Annotated in this window: 18 protein-coding genes; all 18 read left to right on the top strand. The window is 45.5% G+C overall.

Annotated elements, in window-relative coordinates; genetic code table 11:
- The 18 genes from UXZ23_RS15355 to fliN all read left to right on the top strand — a co-directional run bounded on the left by UXZ23_RS15355 (position 1) and on the right by fliN (position 17457).
- Positions 1-1062 carry a FliH/SctL family protein gene (locus UXZ23_RS15355; protein ID WP_320821416.1) on the top strand — a complete coding sequence of 354 codons (1062 nt, stop codon included), beginning with the start codon at positions 1-3 and terminating at the stop codon, positions 1060-1062.
- Positions 1049-2380, top strand: coding sequence for a flagellar protein export ATPase FliI (gene fliI, locus UXZ23_RS15350; protein WP_320821415.1), 1332 nt, complete (start codon positions 1049-1051; stop codon positions 2378-2380). Before UXZ23_RS15355 ends, fliI begins: the two co-directional genes overlap by 14 nt.
- Positions 2377-2838 (top strand): flagellar export protein FliJ, encoded by a 462-nt coding sequence (gene fliJ / locus UXZ23_RS15345; protein WP_320821414.1) that lies wholly within the window; start codon positions 2377-2379, stop codon positions 2836-2838. The genes fliI and fliJ overlap by 4 nt, the downstream gene beginning before the upstream one ends.
- A gap of 84 nt (positions 2839-2922) precedes the next feature.
- On the top strand, positions 2923-3210 hold the full coding sequence (locus UXZ23_RS15340) for an STAS domain-containing protein (RefSeq protein ID WP_320821413.1): 288 nt from the start codon (positions 2923-2925) through the stop codon (positions 3208-3210).
- A gap of 24 nt (positions 3211-3234) precedes the next feature.
- Positions 3235-3597 carry a response regulator gene (locus tag UXZ23_RS15335; RefSeq protein WP_320821412.1) on the top strand — a complete coding sequence of 121 codons (363 nt, stop codon included), beginning with the start codon at positions 3235-3237 and terminating at the stop codon, positions 3595-3597.
- Between the two features lie 6 nt (positions 3598-3603).
- The gene (locus UXZ23_RS15330; RefSeq protein ID WP_320821411.1) at positions 3604-5688 is read left to right on the top strand and encodes a chemotaxis protein CheA; all 2085 of its coding nucleotides are present in this window, start codon (positions 3604-3606) and stop codon (positions 5686-5688) included.
- Between the two features lie 11 nt (positions 5689-5699).
- The gene (locus UXZ23_RS15325; RefSeq protein WP_320821410.1) at positions 5700-6209 is read left to right on the top strand and encodes a chemotaxis protein CheW; all 510 of its coding nucleotides are present in this window, start codon (positions 5700-5702) and stop codon (positions 6207-6209) included.
- A 93-nt stretch (positions 6210-6302) separates the two neighbouring features.
- Positions 6303-8687: a methyl-accepting chemotaxis protein gene (locus UXZ23_RS15320; RefSeq protein WP_320821409.1), complete on the top strand. Its 2385-nt coding sequence runs from the start codon at positions 6303-6305 to the stop codon at positions 8685-8687.
- Between the two features lie 57 nt (positions 8688-8744).
- Entirely contained in the window at positions 8745-9542 is a 798-nt protein-coding gene (locus tag UXZ23_RS15315; RefSeq protein WP_320821408.1) for a protein-glutamate O-methyltransferase, read from the top strand.
- Between the two features lie 8 nt (positions 9543-9550).
- A complete protein-coding gene (cheD, locus tag UXZ23_RS15310) occupies positions 9551-10204 on the top strand; it encodes a chemoreceptor glutamine deamidase CheD (protein WP_320821407.1) in 654 nt (217 codons plus the stop codon).
- 8 nt (positions 10205-10212) lie between these two features.
- Positions 10213-11265 (top strand): chemotaxis response regulator protein-glutamate methylesterase, encoded by a 1053-nt coding sequence (locus UXZ23_RS15305; protein WP_320821406.1) that lies wholly within the window; start codon positions 10213-10215, stop codon positions 11263-11265.
- A 62-nt stretch (positions 11266-11327) separates the two neighbouring features.
- On the top strand, positions 11328-11633 hold the full coding sequence (locus UXZ23_RS15300) for an STAS domain-containing protein (RefSeq protein ID WP_320821405.1): 306 nt from the start codon (positions 11328-11330) through the stop codon (positions 11631-11633).
- A gap of 12 nt (positions 11634-11645) precedes the next feature.
- Positions 11646-13361, top strand: a complete 1716-nt coding sequence (locus UXZ23_RS15295) for a SpoIIE family protein phosphatase (RefSeq protein ID WP_320821404.1) — start codon at positions 11646-11648, stop codon at positions 13359-13361.
- A 25-nt stretch (positions 13362-13386) separates the two neighbouring features.
- Positions 13387-13722 carry an Hpt domain-containing protein gene (locus UXZ23_RS15290; protein ID WP_320821403.1) on the top strand — a complete coding sequence of 112 codons (336 nt, stop codon included), beginning with the start codon at positions 13387-13389 and terminating at the stop codon, positions 13720-13722.
- Between the two features lie 65 nt (positions 13723-13787).
- A complete protein-coding gene (locus UXZ23_RS15285) occupies positions 13788-15140 on the top strand; it encodes a flagellar hook-length control protein FliK (RefSeq protein ID WP_320821402.1) in 1353 nt (450 codons plus the stop codon).
- Positions 15141-15391: 251 nt separating this feature from the next.
- Entirely contained in the window at positions 15392-15925 is a 534-nt protein-coding gene (fliL, locus tag UXZ23_RS15280; RefSeq protein WP_320821401.1) for a flagellar basal body-associated FliL family protein, read from the top strand.
- An 8-nt stretch (positions 15926-15933) separates the two neighbouring features.
- On the top strand, positions 15934-16902 hold the full coding sequence (gene fliM / locus UXZ23_RS15275; RefSeq protein WP_320821400.1) for a flagellar motor switch protein FliM: 969 nt from the start codon (positions 15934-15936) through the stop codon (positions 16900-16902).
- Between the two features lie 12 nt (positions 16903-16914).
- Entirely contained in the window at positions 16915-17457 is a 543-nt protein-coding gene (gene fliN, locus UXZ23_RS15270) for a flagellar motor switch protein FliN (protein ID WP_320821399.1), read from the top strand.
- The last annotated feature ends 14 nt before the right edge of the window (positions 17458-17471 follow it).

The following is a 17471-nucleotide window of genomic DNA, read 5'->3' as shown; positions in this document are numbered from 1 at the left end:
ATGACCGACACTAAGCGCGATGCGCCGATTCCGGCTGATAAAGCAGATCATGCTAAGCCGTGGCGCCTACCTTTTTGGACGGAGCCACCGGCTTATGTCGTGGAGCGCGAAAAAAGCGAAGCGGCAGAAGCTGAAGTAGAAGAGAACCTCAAAGCCGAAGCTGAAGCCGGGGAGCGTCATCATTATCCAACGGCTGAAGAAGTCGAACTGATTCGCCGTGAAGCCTACAACGCAGGTCTTGAACAAGGCTTAGTTGAAGGTCGCCAACAGGGTGTGAATCAAGGGTTAGAAGAGGGTCGTGCCGAGGGCTTAGAAAAAGGCCATGCCGAGGGTTTTGTTACTGGTCAAAAAGATGGTTTGCTGGTGGGCGAAAAAGCCGGTCGTGAAGCAGGCCGAGTTGCGGTTGAAGCCGAGGCTGCACGTGTTGCTAAGTTAGTTGGGACATTGCGGGCAGAGGTTACCCTGCGTGATCGGGAATTACCTGATGTACTGGCGGGAATGATAGCAATGATGACTCAACATGTTTTGCAGCATGAATTAAGCATTGGTGCTCAATCGATCCTTAATTATGTGAACACGGCTTTAGCAGCGTTACCGAGTGGTGAAAAAAATGGTCGCGTTGTGGTGTCCACTAAAGATGCCGCTTTATTAAAAACGGCACTTGATAAAATCGGCCGCACGTTAGCATTTGATGTCGATTCCAGCTTAGCTGCTGGCGATTGTCGCGTTGAATCAGAGCACTCGTTGATTGAATACAGCGTAAGTGAACACATGCAGCAGCAATTAATTGATATCACTACTCGTATGTTGACCCATGCGAGTGATTTTCCATCGTATGACGAATCCAATGACTCTATGGTTGCAGAGCCTGATGATGAAATCTTGGCTACTGATATTTCAGAGGATATTAATTCAGCAGATGCGGATTTAGCAGATGCGGATTTAGCAGATTTAGATTCATCGGCAATAGATCCTAGCCAAACAGAAGACACGTCATCGGACGAACTTCAGCCAAATAATCCGCTATCACCATCATCGGAGTTTAACGATGAGCCTAAGTGATCGCTGGAGCAATATTCGCCCTGAAGCTCTTTATCATCCGCGCACTGCCGGACGCTTAATTCGCATGGTGGGTTTAACCCTAGAAGCCGTTGGCTTAGATGTTCGTGTGGGTGACCGTTGTCGGGTCGAGCGACAACAGGGTGGTGATATTGAAGCTGAGGTTGTCGGCTTTGACGATCAGCGCGTATTCCTAATGCCCATCGAACAAGTGGATGGTCTTCGTCCTGGCACTAAAGTTTGGCCGCTTAATGGCGCTGCGGACGTACCGGTCGGGTTTTCCTTGTTGGGGCGAGTTCTAGATGGGGCTGGACGCCCGTTGGATAGTAAAGGTCCGCTGGTTGATATTGAACACGGACATTTACAAGGTCGCCCAATTAATCCACTGCATCGGGCACCTATTCGAGAACCTTTGGACGTTGGTATTCGCGCCATTAATTCGTTGTTAACCGTAGGGCGTGGACAGCGCATTGGTTTATTCGCCGGCAGTGGTGTGGGTAAAAGTGTGCTGTTGGGTATGATGACACGCTTTACAACGGCTGATGTCATTGTTGTTGGTTTGATCGGTGAGCGTGGTCGCGAAGTAAAAGAATTTATTGATGAAATTCTCGGACCTGAAGGTCTCACTCGCGCGGTTGTTGTCGCATCTCCCGCTGACGACTCACCCTTAATGCGTTTACGGGCAGCGGCTTATTGTACTTCTATTGCCGAGTTTTTTCGCGATCAAGGCCAAAACGTATTACTTCTAATGGATTCTCTCACTCGCTATGCCCAAGCTCAGCGTGAAATTGCCTTAGCGGTTGGTGAGCCTCCCGCCACTAAAGGTTATCCGCCATCGGTATTTAATAAATTGCCTAAATTAGTAGAACGAACCGGTAACGGCCAAGAAGGTGGCGGTTCTATTACGGCATTTTATACGGTGTTAAGTGAAGGCGATGATATGCAAGATCCGATTGCTGACGCTAGCCGGGCAATTCTTGATGGTCATATTGTTTTGTCACGTCGATTAGCTGAGGAGGGGCATTACCCGGCGATTGATGTTGAGGCATCCGTGAGTCGAGTAATGCCGCAAATCGTCGATGATACTTGGCTGCAAAAAGCGCAATTGTGTAAACGATTAATGTCGCATCATCGCCAAAATCAGGATCTTATTAGCGTTGGTGCTTATCAACCTGGTTCTGACCAAGTGCTCGATGTGGCTATTGAGCGTTTACCGCGCATTAAAGCCATGTTGCGTCAGGGCCTAAAAGAAGGCTCCAGTATTAAAGAAAGTATGGCTGCACTTAATGAATTATTCCCTAGTCCGGATAAACGCGGGTGAGTTACCGGCATCCTCGCGCACGTCGCTTGGCTGTTGTTCTCGAACTCGCGGAAAAGGACGAGAAAGAAGCGCTGCGCCGCTGGGGCGATAGCCAACAGAAGTTGGGCCTTGAAGAGGAACGACAGCAGCAGTTAACCGTATATGCAGCGGATTATCAAAAGCAGATTGCCACCCCCAGCGGAGGCCAAATTAGTGCGGGTATGATCCACAATACGCTTGGTTTTATCAGTCAGATAGAAACGGCCCTGAATCAGCAGCAAGAGCAAATCAAACGTTTACGTGCTCAAACTGAACGAGCACGCGACGCCTATCTCAAATCCCACGGCAAAGTACAAGCGATGCAGCAACTGCTGCAGCGCTTAGAGCAAGAGTTTGATCACGAGCAGGATCGCCAGCAGCAGCGCGAAGCCGATGAATGGGCTACTCGTAATGCGGCTATACGCCCCACGTCACGTTAATCCCACATTTTTTCTTGCGTTTATCTAGCACCTTTGACTTTCCGGTCTAGTCTTAGTTTTAGGACTGAATTGAGAGTACCTCAGATGACGACAACAACCTCCATTGAATGCGGAGAACGCCTAAGTATCGATACAGTTGAAAAATTATATGCAGCTATGGAAAGGGCGTTACTGGAGGGCTCTGATGTCGAGTTACGAGCAGCAGACATACAGTATTGCGATACTGCAGGCCTACAGCTCGTGTTGTCACTACGACAGACTTTAGCGACTACAGATAATGACATTCACTGGCATGAAGCTAATGATGTGTTGCTATCAACCGCTAAGCACTTAGGCCTTGTAGCGGCACTGAATCTTTCTTCAGTTCAGTAATTTCGGTAAATCGGGAGTTTTAATATGGCGAGTATTCTAGCGGTTGATGATTCTGCATCAATGCGTCAGATGGTGGCCTTCACCCTAAAAGGTGCTGGTTATCAGGTAAAAGAAGCATCAGATGGCGTAGAAGCTTTGGCAATTGCAAAAAAAGAGAAATTCGATTTAGTTCTGACTGACGTCAATATGCCAAATATGAATGGTATTGAACTTGTGCAGCAATTACGCCAGCTGGACGACTTTAAGTTCACACCCATGTTGATGTTAACAACAGAATCTGCCGGCGACATGAAAATGCAGGGTAAGCAGGCGGGAGCTACTGGCTGGATTGTGAAACCGTTCAACCCTGAACAGCTTCTAAGCACCATCAAACGCGTTTTGGGGTAAGTTCAAATGAGTGTTGATTTATCGCAATTCCACCAAGTTTTTTTTGAAGAAAGCTTTGAAGGGCTCGATATCATGGAAAGCCAATTGGTGGACATGAGCCCGGAGACGGTGGATGACGAGATCGTCAACACAATCTTTCGTGCGGCTCACTCCATTAAGGGTGGGGCTGGCACGTTCGGCTTTATGCCGGTATCAGAATTTACCCATGTGGTTGAAACTCTATTAGATGAAATTCGCGCAGGCAAGCGCGCAATGGAATCAGAATACATTGATCTATTTTTACAGTCAGTCGATTGTTTAAGAGAAATGCTCGGCGCAATGCAGGCTGGCAATGCGCCTGAAACTGCACGTCCTGCCGAAATTAAAGTGGCCTTTGAAGCAATATTGAATGCAGGAACCCCCACGTCTAAAAGCGAAGAGATTGCTACTGACGGAGTTAATGCGGAATCAGAACTTATCGGATGGCGTATTGAAATGCGCCCGCATACTGATATGTTGCGCACGGGGAATGAGCCATTTCGTATGTTTCGCGAGTTGCGAGAAGTGGTTGGCGAAGAGTATTTGAATGTTGAAGCGCATTTAGAAAATCTTCCAGAATTTACCAGTATTAATCCCGAAGAGTGCTATATCTACTGGACACTGCACATTAATACCCCAGCCAATATAGACTATATTCGCGCGGTATTTGAGTGGGTGGAAGACGACTGTCATATCGAGTATCACGAAATCATTAGCGAGCAATCTTCGTCGGCAGTACTAGAGGAAATATCGGCCCAAAAATCCAAACCCTCTCCTATTGTTTTGGATCCCATTGTCGCCGCGGATAGTGAACCTGTTGCGAGTGATACCGCTAAGCCTGCATCTCCGAAAGCAACACAGAAAAATGCCGAAAGCTCTTCTATTCGCGTTTCTATCGATAAAGTAGATAGCCTAATTAATATGGTCGGCGAGCTTGTTATTACCCAATCCATGTTGGGCCAGCTTGGTCAAGATTTTGATATGAGTCGCCTCGCTAAGCTACAAGAAGGTCTATCGCAACTCGAACAAAATACCCGTGAATTACAAGAAAGCGTGATGAAAATACGTATGATGCCGATCAGCTTTGCATTTAGTCGGTTCCCGCGCTTGGTGCGCGATTTAGGTAATCAGCTAAGCAAAAAAGTTAACTTAGTTACCTTGGGTGAAAATACCGAGCTAGATAAAACTGTCATGGAAAAAATAGGTGATCCATTAGTTCATCTAGTGCGTAACTCTCTCGATCATGGCTTAGAAACTACTGAGCAACGCATCGCAAATGGTAAGTCTGAAGAAGGCACCATTACGCTCAATGCATTTCATCAAGGTGGCAATATCGTTATCGAAGTTGCCGATGATGGTGCGGGTTTAAATGAACAACGAATTCTTGATAAAGCTAAGCAAAAAGGTTTGGTGCTCGAAAGTCAGGTGTTAACGCCAGAAGAAATACACCAACTCATATTTTTACCAGGTTTTTCCACGGCTGATGTTGTTAGTGATATTTCTGGTCGTGGTGTTGGTATGGATGTTGTGCGTCGCAACATATCAGCTCTGAATGGCACTATTGAGGTACGTTCACAGCGTGGTATAGGTTCTACATTTATTATTCGTTTACCACTTACATTAGCTATTCTTGATGGTCAGTTGGTTAAGGTTTGCGATGAAACCTACATATTTCCTTTGGTATCTATCGTTGAATCTATTCAAGTCAATCGTCGCTCGTTAAGCCATATTACTGGCAGCCAGTATGTTATGCAGTTGCGCGACGAATATATTCCGATACTTCGCTTAGATGGAATTTTCGGTTTACGCAAAGATGAACCAGAACCAGAAGAATTAATGTTGGTCGTCGTTGAAGGTGACAACGAAAAAATCGGTGTTGTTGTTGATGATTTAATGGGTCAGCAGCAGGTGGTGATTAAGAGTCTTGAACAAAATTACGAAAAAGTATTGGGCGTATCCGGTGCTACTATTTTAGGTGATGGTACGGTGGCTCTAATCATCGATATTTCTGGTTTAGGAAAGACGCTAGACCAAATGAAAAAACGCAACCGCAAATCTGAGCGGGCAGCCTGAGGGATAGCATAATGGAAGCAGTTGCAGAAAAAAATCAACGTGACTTGGTTGGTCAGCACGAGCAACAGTATTTAACCTTCATTATGTCGGGGGAAGAATACGGTGTTGATATTTTGGCCGTGCAAGAAATACGCGGCTGGGAGGAGTCAACCACTATTCCCAATGCTCCGCCATATATCCGCGGGGTTATTAACCTGCGTGGAACCATTGTACCTATCATGGATTTACGTGCGCGTTTCGGGCTGCCAGAAGTTGATTATAGTCCTGTGACTGTAGTGATTATTTTGAAGTTTGAAGGTTCTAGCGGTAATCGAGTAATGGGCATTGTGGTTGATGCAGTATCGGATGTTTATACCATCGCAGACTCTGATACGCGTAAGCCACCAGAGCTAACAGAAGACCAAAACTCAGATTTTATTAAAGGTTTGGTCAATGTGAACGACAAAATGGTTATCTTGCTCGATGTTGATATTTTGCTGAACATAAAAGTGAAAAAATCAATTCAAGATATTGTTGAGTAGTAAAGAACATAACTTAAAATCCATTGCCGGTGTTGCTTACTACTGATTCTAAACAAAGCCGGATTGAACGAAGATAATGAAAGGGCTGTTATTATGAGTTTTTTAAAGAACCTATTTTCCGCTGATAATAATAACGGAACGCAGGAAGCGATGCGCGAGTTAGAAGCTAAAGTCAACGCGTTGAACAAAAGTCAGGCCATGATTGAGTTCGATATGAATGGTAATGTTTTGACGGCAAATGATAACTTCCTCAATGTGATGGGGTATCGTCTTGATGAAGTTCAAGGCAAACATCATAGTATTTTTGTTAGTGCCGACTATAAAGCAAGTAACGAATATCGCCAATTCTGGGATAATTTAAATCGTGGCGAATTCGATAGTAATGAATATCTTCGTATCGGTAAAGGCGGCAACAATATTTGGATTCAAGCAAGCTATAATCCTATTCTCGATTTGACGGGAAAACCGTATAAGGTTGTTAAGTTTGCAACGGACATTACTAAGCAAAAAAATCAAGCCCGAGAGAATGAAAAAAACGCCAATATTGCTAACGCTCTTAAGCTGTGCCAAGCGAGTGTAATGCTGGCTGATAACGATTTGAACATTGTTTATATGAATGATCGCGTCGGTGAAGTTTTAAATGGGCGCGAAAAAGATATTCAGAAAGAATTACCGAACTTCCATGTGAACAAGCTTATTGGAAGCTCGGTTGATCAGTTTCATAAAAAGCCCAGTCATCAGCGTCAGATGATGAGTGAATTAAAAGAGTCTTACGAAACGGATTTAAAAGTATCTGGCCTCACATTTTCGCTCACAGCAACGCCTTGGATTGGCACCGATGGAACCCGCATAGGCACTGTGGTTGAGTGGGTTGATATGACTGACGAATTGGCCCGTCAAAAACTTGAGCAACAAACGGCAGACGAGAACGCTCGGGTGAAGCAAGCATTGGATGTGGTAACGACGAATGCCATGATTGCCGATGGCGATCTCAATATCGTGTACATGAATAATGCTGTTAAAGATATGATGAGTAATGCGCAGAGTGATTTACGCCAAGATATCCCTGGTTTCGATGCCAGTCGTTTAATGGGCGCGAATATCGATACCTTCCATAAAAAACCTGCGCATCAGCGCGGTATGCTCGCGGCATTGAAGTCTACTTATTCAACCGAAATTAAAGTGGGTGGCCGCACCTTCGGATTAATTGCTAATCCGATTTTGAACGATAGAAGTGAACGTATCGGTACCATTGTGGAATGGAAAGATCGCACTGCTGAAGTATCGGCTGAGCAAGAAGTTGATAATATTGTCGAAGCTGCTGCCTCGGGGGATTTATCTCGTAGGCTTGAAATAGCTGGAAAAGAAGGCTTCTTCTTGAATCTTGCCCAGGGCTTAAATCGTTTATTGGGTATTTCGGAAAATGTGGTTAACGATACTATTCGCGTATTTGATGCACTCGCCCACGGTAATTTAACGCGTAAAGTTGAATCCAATTACGAAGGCACATTTGGTAAATTGAAGCAGGATGCTAACTCAACCGTAGATCGTCTAACTGAGATTATCACCCGCATTCGTGAAGCTGCAGGAACGGTTGCAACGGGTGCGAGTGAAATAGCCCAAGGCAATGCTGATTTAAGTAAGCGTACTGAATCTCAGGCGTCGAGCTTGGAAGAAACCGCTTCCAGTATGGAAGAAATGACCAGTGCGGTTAAACAAACCAGTGAGAACTCTGTTCACGCGAATGAGTTGGCGTCGTCAGCCCGTCAAAAAGCGCAAGAGGGTGGTCAAGTCGTTAGTAAAGCAGTGACCGCCATGGAAGAAATTAACCACGCCAGCAAGAAAATCGCCGATATTATTGGGGTGATTGATGAAATTGCCTTCCAGACTAACTTATTAGCCTTGAACGCAGCAGTAGAGGCTGCAAGGGCGGGCGAGCAAGGTCGTGGTTTTGCGGTTGTTGCTGTCGAAGTTCGTAACCTTGCGCAGCGTTCAGCTGCGGCAGCGAAGGAAATTAAGGATCTTATTCGCGATAGTGTGGACAAGGTCGATGCCGGTACATCACTGGTTAATGAATCGGGTAAGACATTAGCTGAAATTATCGATTCGGTTGATCGCGTTTCTCTTATGATTCAAGAGATTAGTACAGCTGCTACGGAGCAATCCTCAGGTATTGATCAAGTCAACAGTGCCATTGCGCAAATGGACGAAATGACCCAGCAAAACGCCGCCTTGGTTGAAGAAGCAACCGCTGCTGGCGAGGCTATGTCGGAACAAGCGCAGAGCATGACGCAAATGATGGGCTTCTTTACACTTGATGCAGCGGCCGGTATGGGCCAAGTTGGCTCTATGAACTCGATGCCGGCAATGAACAACAGCCCTGCTGCGCGAGTATCGGCTGCAGCGCCTAAGTCGAAAGCGTCAGGACAGGGTGGTTTATCGGTTAAAAGCAGTGCTGACGAATGGGAAGAGTTCTAAGTCATTATGGCTACAGCTGAAAATATCGTGAATATAGGGGGTGATCAGGAATTCCTGATGACCCAAAAAGATTTTGACGAGATTGCCGAGCTGGCACTTACCCATACTGGAATTGTTTTAGGGAACCATAAAGTCAATATGGTCTATGCCCGAATTGCACGCAGGCTACGTGTATTGGGCATCACGACTTTTAAAAGTTATCTAACGTATTTACGTAGCAATTTTCAGTCGGAGTCGACAGAGTTTGTTAATGCTCTCACGACCAATTTGACGTCTTTCTTTCGCGAAAATCATCACTTTGACTATTTGCGTCATGAAGCTTTCCCAAAACTGAAACAGCAAGGCCGTAAGCGCGTACGTATTTGGTCTTCGGGGTGTTCGATTGGTCAAGAGGCATACTCTATCGCCATTACGCTCAAGCAAAGCTCATTTCCTAGTGATTGGGATATTAAGATTCTGGCAACAGATCTCGATTCTAATGTGGTTGAAAAGGGCCGTCAGGGTATTTATCCCGCTGATAGTATTTCGTCATTACCTGACAATATAAAGCAAAGCTACTTTAAACATAGCCATGACGGCAAGATTATTCGAGTTAAGGATGCGTTGCGAGAAAAGGTGTGTTTTAAGCGATTAAATTTGTTGGAAGATTGGCCGGTAAAAGGTCCATTCGACATTATATTTTGCCGCAATGTTGTGATCTATTTTAATAGAGAAACACAGCGTACCTTATTTGACCGCTACGCTAATCTCCTACCTGTTGGTGGTTACTTATTTATCGGTCATTCGGAGTCATTAAATGGTATTTCTACTCGGTTCGAGTCTATTGGCAATACTATCTATAAAAAGATCCGGTGACGGTGTCTATGGCCATTCAGCTCAAGGTAAAACAACCTAAAGCATTACCAGGTTTTGAACACGTTAATCGTTATTGGGATAATGTGCATCAAGTATGGAGTGCGAAAATACTTCCGGGAGAATTTTATGTTTCAACTCATGGAGAAATGATTGTCACAGTGCTTGGCTCGTGTATTTCTGCATGTATACGTGATCGAGTACTGGGCATCGGTGGCATGAATCATTTCATGTTGCCCATTCAGAATGACCATTCTACCGAAAATTGGGGGAGCAACCCAGTTACGCAAGAGTCTCGTTATGGTAATTGGGCCATGGAATTTCTGATTAATGAAATATTAAAACGCGGTGGTCGTCGTGAAAATTTAGAAGTTAAATTGTTTGGTGGTGGCCAAATGATTGCCTCTCTTACCGACATCGGCCAACGCAATATTCTTTTTGTATATAATTACTTAGCCAACGAAGGCTTGAAAGTAGCAGTGGCCGATGTTGGTGACGTGTATGCCCGAAAAATACTCTATTTTCCGGATACGGGTGCAGTGAAGATGCGTCGGATCACGCAGATTAAAAACGATACTTTGTTGCAGCGTGAGAACGAATATCGGAAATCGGTGGCAGAATCGAGTGCAGTTAATTCTGGCGCCGGTAGTATCGATCTATTCTGAGAGGATTTATGAGTAAATCTATTCGAGTATTGATTGTTGATGATTCAGCATTAATTCGACAGATGTTAAAAGAAATATTTGATGGAACCCCGGATATTGAAGTCGTAGGGGTTGCTCATGATCCCTTTATCGCTAGAGATAAAATTAAGCAATTAAATCCTGATGTGCTCACTCTGGACGTGGAAATGCCCAAAATGGATGGGCTACAGTTTCTTCGCAATATCATGCGTTTGCGGCCTATGCCAGTTGTTATGGTGTCGACACTAACAGCTGCAGGTGCACCGGAAACCCTCGCAGCATTGGAGGTTGGTGCAGTTGACTATATCGCCAAGCCGCAGGCACGTAATGCGGAGGAATTCACCCAGTTTGCCCAGCTGTTGGTTGAAAAAATTCGTGTTGCGGCCGAAGCACGGGTGCAACCGAAAGACGTACGGCGTGAGTTGCCACCGCGTGTTTTGACACCGATTAGCTCCAATTCTGCCGTGTATAAGCGCATCGTAGCAATTGGTTCATCTACGGGTGGTACTGAAGCTATCAATACCTTGATTGAAGGTTTGCCCGGTAATTGTCCAGCCATGGTGATAACGCAACATATTCCCGCTGTCTTTAGTGCATCCTTGTGTACTCGACTTAATAATCGGTATCCAATGGAAATATTAGAAGCAAGTGAAGGGCTCGAAGTTAAACCGAGCCGGATCATTATTGCTCAAGGGGGTAGGCATCTGCGTTTTCGCAAGCAGGGTGAACGACTCTTTTGTATTATTGACGACAGCCCTAATGTAAACCTGCATAAACCTTCAGTGGAAGTAATGTTCGACTCATTACGGGAACTAATAGGTGGACGTAAATTAGTGGTGGCAATGCTGACCGGTATGGGTGCCGATGGCGCGGCAGCAATGAAGCGTTTACATGACGATGGTGCAATTACCGTAGCCCAAGATGAAGCCTCATGTGTCGTGTGGGGAATGCCAAAAGTAGCGGTCGAGTTAGGCGCGGTAGATACTATTCTGCCACTGTCAAAAATTGCGGATCACCTGCTAAACAAGATAGTGAAAGCATGACAAATGGAATCTTTGTGCTAAACCTAAGTTAGTAAAGATAAGAAACTTTTGGAGTAAATATAATGACAGTGAGTGCCTCTCTTGCCAGCAATGGTCGTGAGCTGACGATAAAGGTTCACGGGCGTTTTGACTTTAGTGTCCACCAAGAATTTCGCGATGCATACGAGCATGGTGATTCGAATGTAAACAGCTACATTGTCGATTTGTCAGGTACTTCGTATCTGGATAGCTCAGCATTAGGTATGTTGTTGTTGTTACGCGACCATGCTGGCGGTGATCAAGCGGATATTAGCCTAACTAACTGCAATGACGATGTACGTAAAATTCTGACAATTTCCAACTTCGAGCAATTATTCACCATTCAATAAGAAGTCTCTGACATGGACGCCATTAAAGTACTGATTGCTGATGATAACGACATTGACCGAATGGTTTTATCACGAGTTATCCGCAATCAAGGAAATACAGTGCTGGAGGCTAAAAATGGTGCTGAAGCTGTTAGCGTCTATCTAGAGCATAAACCAGACATTATTTTGATGGATGTGTTGATGCCTGGTATAAACGGCAAAGAGGCAACGCTCCAAATAAAGGAAATAGCAGGAGAGGACTTTGTTCCTGTTATTTTCTTAACTTCTCTGACTGATGCTCAAAGCTTAGCGGATTGCTTGGAGTGCGGAGGCGACGATTTTCTTAGCAAGCCATACAATCACATAATTCTTCAAGCCAAAATTAATTCTTTTTATCGTATGTGCGATATGCACCGAACGGTACGTAATCAGCGCGACACCATTGCCAAAAGTAACGAACATATGCTGCAAGAACAGCATGTAGCCAAAGCAGTTTATGACAATGTGGCTCATGCTGGTTGTCTAAGTGCGCAGAATATTCGTTATATGCTATCTCCTTTAGCGGTATTTAATGGCGATGTTGTTCTTGCCGCTCGTAAGCCTGATGGCGGTATGCATGTATTACTCGGTGATTTTACTGGACACGGTTTACCTGCGGCCATTGGTGCTATGCCGTTAGCTGAAATATTTTACGGTATGACGGCGAAGGGTTTCGGTTTAGCCGATGTTATGCGTGAAATCAATTTGAAGTTGAAAGGTATTTTACCGGTCGGTTTTTTTTGTTGCGCTGCGGGTGTTGATTTAGCCGTCGATCGTCAGTCTGTAAGTGTGTGGATGGGAGGCGTTCCGGATTGTTATTTGTTGCGCGCTGACGGTAAAATTGTAGAAACATTTTCATCGACTCATTTACCGTTAGGCGTACTTAGTAACGAAAAATTTAGCGATAGCATGACACGTTTACCCATGACTGATGGTGATCGTTTATTTCTGTGGTCGGACGGTATCATTGAGGCCCGCAATCCTGCGGGCGAATTATTTGGTCAAGATGCCTTGCGCGCTATATTTGACGATGTAGATCAGCCGCAGGATGTGTTTGATGAAATTCTATCTCGGGTTACTGCTTACGTCGGCGAGGCGGAAAGAGATGACGATACTACCTTGCTGGAATTACGTATGGTGGATTACACGTTACCAAGTGAGGTGGAAGTCGCACAAAGTGCAGGGCCGGTTGCAGGGCCTATTGATTGGCAGATGATCTATGAATTAGGTCCGCAAAGTTTACGGTATTTCAATCCAGTGCCCTTGATGAATCATGTGATGATGGAGGTACCTGGGCTGCGTGCTATGGGGGGGCAATTGTATACCGTGATGGCGGAATTATTTTCAAATGCCTTCGAACACGGTGTATTAGGGTTAAGTTCAAAATTGAAAGGTTCCGCTGACGGTTTTATGGAGTACTACCGGTTACGCGAGCAGCGCTTGAATGAGTTAGATGATGGTAGTATTCGTGTTGAAATGGAACACACAGGTAATGGTCGTTCCGGGACATTAACCTTACGGCTGATTGATAGCGGTGCTGGGTTTGACTATCGTGCAATTAATTCTGAGTTATCGGATAGTCAATCGGGAACTTATAGCGGTCGTGGAATTCCTTTGCTAGGAAAAATTTGTGAATCGCTGCAATTTCAGGGTTCGGGCAATATAGTTGAGGCCGTCATTCAGTGGCCTCAAAATAAATCTGGATCTTAACGCTGCAGGTAAAGGAGAAGAGAATATGGATGCCCTAGATATTGAAGCGATTAAAACCCTGCAAGACATCATGGAAGATGAATTCGATGATTTAATTGATATTTATATCCGTGATGCCGACGAGCGCATCATGGCGATACGGGCACTTTATGAAAGCCAAGATGCCGTAGCATTGCGCATGGCGACTCATAGCTTTAAAGGCGCGAGTAGCAATGTCTGTGCGCTGGGTTTGGCAACGATAGCTCAAATAATCGAAAATGCCGCCCACACCGGTCAGCTGGAAGGGCTGCAAGCCTCTATTGAATTACTTGAAAATACTTACAAAGAAGTCCGTCACGACCTTCTCGCCTTACATTCTTAATCTCGATCTAATATTGGCCCGTCCCTTGCGTTAGTAGGAATATCCTCGACACACTGGAGACCGGGATGAACCCAACCGCACCTTCAAATCCACTAGCCAGTTTGCTGATGTCACTAGGTGGTGGCCTGCAGCCTCAAGGGCTACAAGGCGCATCATTATTGACAGACGGCGAAGGTGACTTTGCCTCATTGATGTCGCAGTTAAGCGGCAACGGCTTAACTAATGGATTATTAGCTGATGGCACAAGTCCATTATTTAGCGGCAAAAATCCGTTGCCAACGGCATTAACCGACGGCCAGAATTTGCCGTTAACAATTGATACTGACATGAATCTCGATACTGATGGTTTGGCTTTAGGGGTAACGGGCGATGCCGAATTGTTAATGATGCAAATCGAGACGCCGCCGCCCATTCGCTATGTACCTAGTTCTTTCAATGACACGGCTTTTTCTGATGATGGAGTATTAGACGATTCATTGGATAATGAGTTAAGTGACGAGAAGCTAACGGACGGTAGAGTCGGTGCTGCATTATTTTTTGCGGGACCAGCATTACCAACGGCCACCGTTATTGAGCAGGCTCCGGCCAATTTATCAGCCGACCCTTTAGCGGCCATGCGTCAAACTGCGTTAAAAGAACGGTTGCAAGGTCGTAATGCCGACGCACAGTCGATTGCAGTAGATCAAGCTGCTGTGGATGCAGAATCTATTAATGATGACGGCTATTCGCCACCAACCTTATTAGAAGAGGATCGCCGTTTACGGGAGTACTTAAGTGCTGGGACCTCGTCGATGTCATCCTTGGTGTCGCCGCAACCCCCCGTCGCTATCAATACACAACAGAGCGCTCTTGCCGCGGCGATAAATGATGCTCAGTTACCCGCAGCTGTGTTAGACGGCGAAGTAGCATCAGATGCTACCTCTGACGTTGAGTTATCAGCCGACGTTGAGTTGAAATCAATGAGTGAGCGTTTGCAAACACAACTGCGAGAACGCTTGGAGTTTGGCCAGGATCGTCGCGAATGGGGCGGAGCACTTGGTGCTCGTATTGCCACTATGGTGGCTGACAATATTCAGCATGCTCGAATCCAGCTGGATCCGCCGGAGCTCGGTAGTTTAGAAATTAAATTACAAGTGATGCACGATCAGGCAAGCGTTCAAGTGCATGCTCAGAATCATCAGGTCAGAGAAGTCTTGGAAGCAAACTCCCATAGATTACGCGATGCCTTGCAGGGGCAGGGTCTAACACTCGCTCAGTTTGATGTTAGTGAGCAAGCATCGGGTGGAAATGCTGGAGGTCAGTCTGACGGTAACGGCCCATCAGGTAATGAAGCTGAATGGTTAGCGACCGAAGACAGCGAAGACCTGAATAGCCCTGTTGTTAGAGAAACTAATAACCTACTCGATACATTTGCGTAAATCGATTTACCACTTAGGGCTGGATGCTCTTGCTTAGTCTTATGACGTCTACCCGAGCTCAAGGATGAATGTTCGGGTTTTTTTAGGATGAGATTTTGTCGTTCCTATCTAAGTCGATTATCCCCATTCCCAGCAGTTAACCCAGAACCTTCTAAACTAACAGTAGCGGGCAATCGTTCGTGACGTATTTTTGACGAAAATACATGGCACAACCTTTGCTATTTTGACTATAGGACAGGAGATTAGGTGATATGGCAGCGGAACAGGATTTAAAACTCGAAGGTGGTGCAGCGCCAGAAGAGCCTCCAAAGAGTGGTAAGAAAAAGCTGATTCTTATCATAGTATTAGTGCTGGTTATTTTAGGTGCCGGTGGTGGCGCTGCAGCGTTCTTCTTGTTTGGGGGGGAAGATGAAGCCGCAGCTGACGGAGAGGCAGTCGCTGAAGTAGTTGAAGAGGCGCCTGCGGAACCCGCACAGTATGTGATTTTGAAGCCAGAGTTTGTCATTAGTTTTCAAGTAGGTACTCGCCAGCGGTTTTTACAGGTGAGCATCGAAATTATGACGCGTCATCAATCCGTCGCGGATGCCTTGACGTTGCACGAACCTATGATTCGCAATGAAGTGATTCGAATTATTAGTGCTCAACCGTTTGATGAACTGCGTACGGCTCCCGGACGTTTAGCGTTACAAGAAACGCTAAAAACTGAACTCGCACAGATTATGTTGCGTGAAGCAGAATCCGATGATGTGGAAGCCGTATTGTTTACTAATTTTGTGATGCAGTAGGAAGAGTCGTGCAAGATTTACTGTCGCAAGACGAAATTGATGCGTTATTGCATGGTGTCGATGATGGCGATATAGGGCCGGAAGACGACATTGATGCAGCGGGTGTTAAATCTTACGATTTGACCAGTAACGACCGTATTGTCCGTGGTCGTATGCCAACGCTAGAAATGATTAATGAGCGTTTTGCGCGGTATACCCGCATTAGCATGTTTAACTTTTTACGTCGCAGTGCCGATGTTGCATCGGGTGGCGTACAAATCATGAAGTTTGGCGAGTACGTGCACACGCTCTACGTACCAACCAGTCTAAATCTAGTGAAAATGCGCCCATTGCGTGGTACTGCGCTATTTATTATGGATGCCAAATTAGTTTTTAAATTGGTTGATAACTTTTTTGGTGGCGATGGTCGCCACGCCAAAATTGAAGGGCGTGAATTTACGCCGACAGAAGTACGCGTTGTGCAGTTGGTTTTAAGCCAAATATTTAACGACATGATGGAAGCTTGGGCGCCCATTATGAAATTAGAGTTTGAATATGTGGGTTCTGAAGTTAACCCATCGATGGCGAATATTGTAAGCCCGAGTGAAGTGGTGGTAGTTAGCACTTTTCATATTGAATTGGATGGTGGTGGTGGCGATCTGCATTTAACTATTCCGTACTCAATGATAGAGCCAATACGCGAAGTGCTAGACGCTGGTGTGCAGAGTGATATCGATGATGTCGATGAACGCTGGCTGCACTCACTGCGTGAAGATATTTTAGAAGCGCGAGTTCCGATTCATGGAACGTTAGTTGAGCGTCAAATTAGTTTACGTGAAGTTGCAAAATTGAAAGCTGGGGATGTTATCCCGATTGATATGCCTGAGGATTTTATTTTGCAAGCGAATGGTGTTCCTGTGTTCCGCGGAAAAATGGGTATATCGAATGAAAATCTGGCCGTGAAAATCATTGACCAGTTAAAGCCGAGAAAACGCTGATAGGAGATCCCGATGAGCGACGATAAAGATCAAGATAAAGCCCCAGAAGAAGCCAAAGAGCTTGATCCCCAAGCGTTAGCAGACTCAGTTGCTGAAGGCGTCAGCGAGGCTGAGGGTGATGATCAAGCCTTGGCGGATGAGTGGGCGGCCGCAATGGAAGAGTCCGGCGATGATGTTAGTAGTGAAGATCCTGATGAAATTATGGCGGCGGCAACGACGCCTAAAAAGAATGTACGTCAAGTGGAACTCGATGAATTGGAAGATGAAAGCGTGCCCAAAATCCAGTCGGAAGGTGGCCCGGAGTTGGACGTTATTCTCGATATTCCTGTCCGTATCTCAATGGAAGTGGGATCGACGCAAATTCCAATTCGCAATTTATTGCAATTAAACCAAGGCTCTGTGGTTGAACTCGACCGCTTGGCCGGTGAACCGTTAGATGTATTAGTTAATGGTACTCTGATTGCGCATGGTGAAGTTGTGATGGTTAACGATAAATTTGGTATCCGCCTGACGGATGTGGTGAGTCAGAGTGAACGTATTCAGCGCTTGCGCTAAAACCTTAATAATAG

Origin of the sequence: Thalassolituus sp. (assembly GCF_034111725.1) — a bacterium.
GTDB lineage: Bacteria > Pseudomonadota > Gammaproteobacteria > Pseudomonadales > Oceanobacteraceae > Thalassolituus.
The sequence above is the reverse complement of the archived record's forward strand: the minus strand, read 5'-3'. Positions and strand labels throughout refer to the sequence as shown.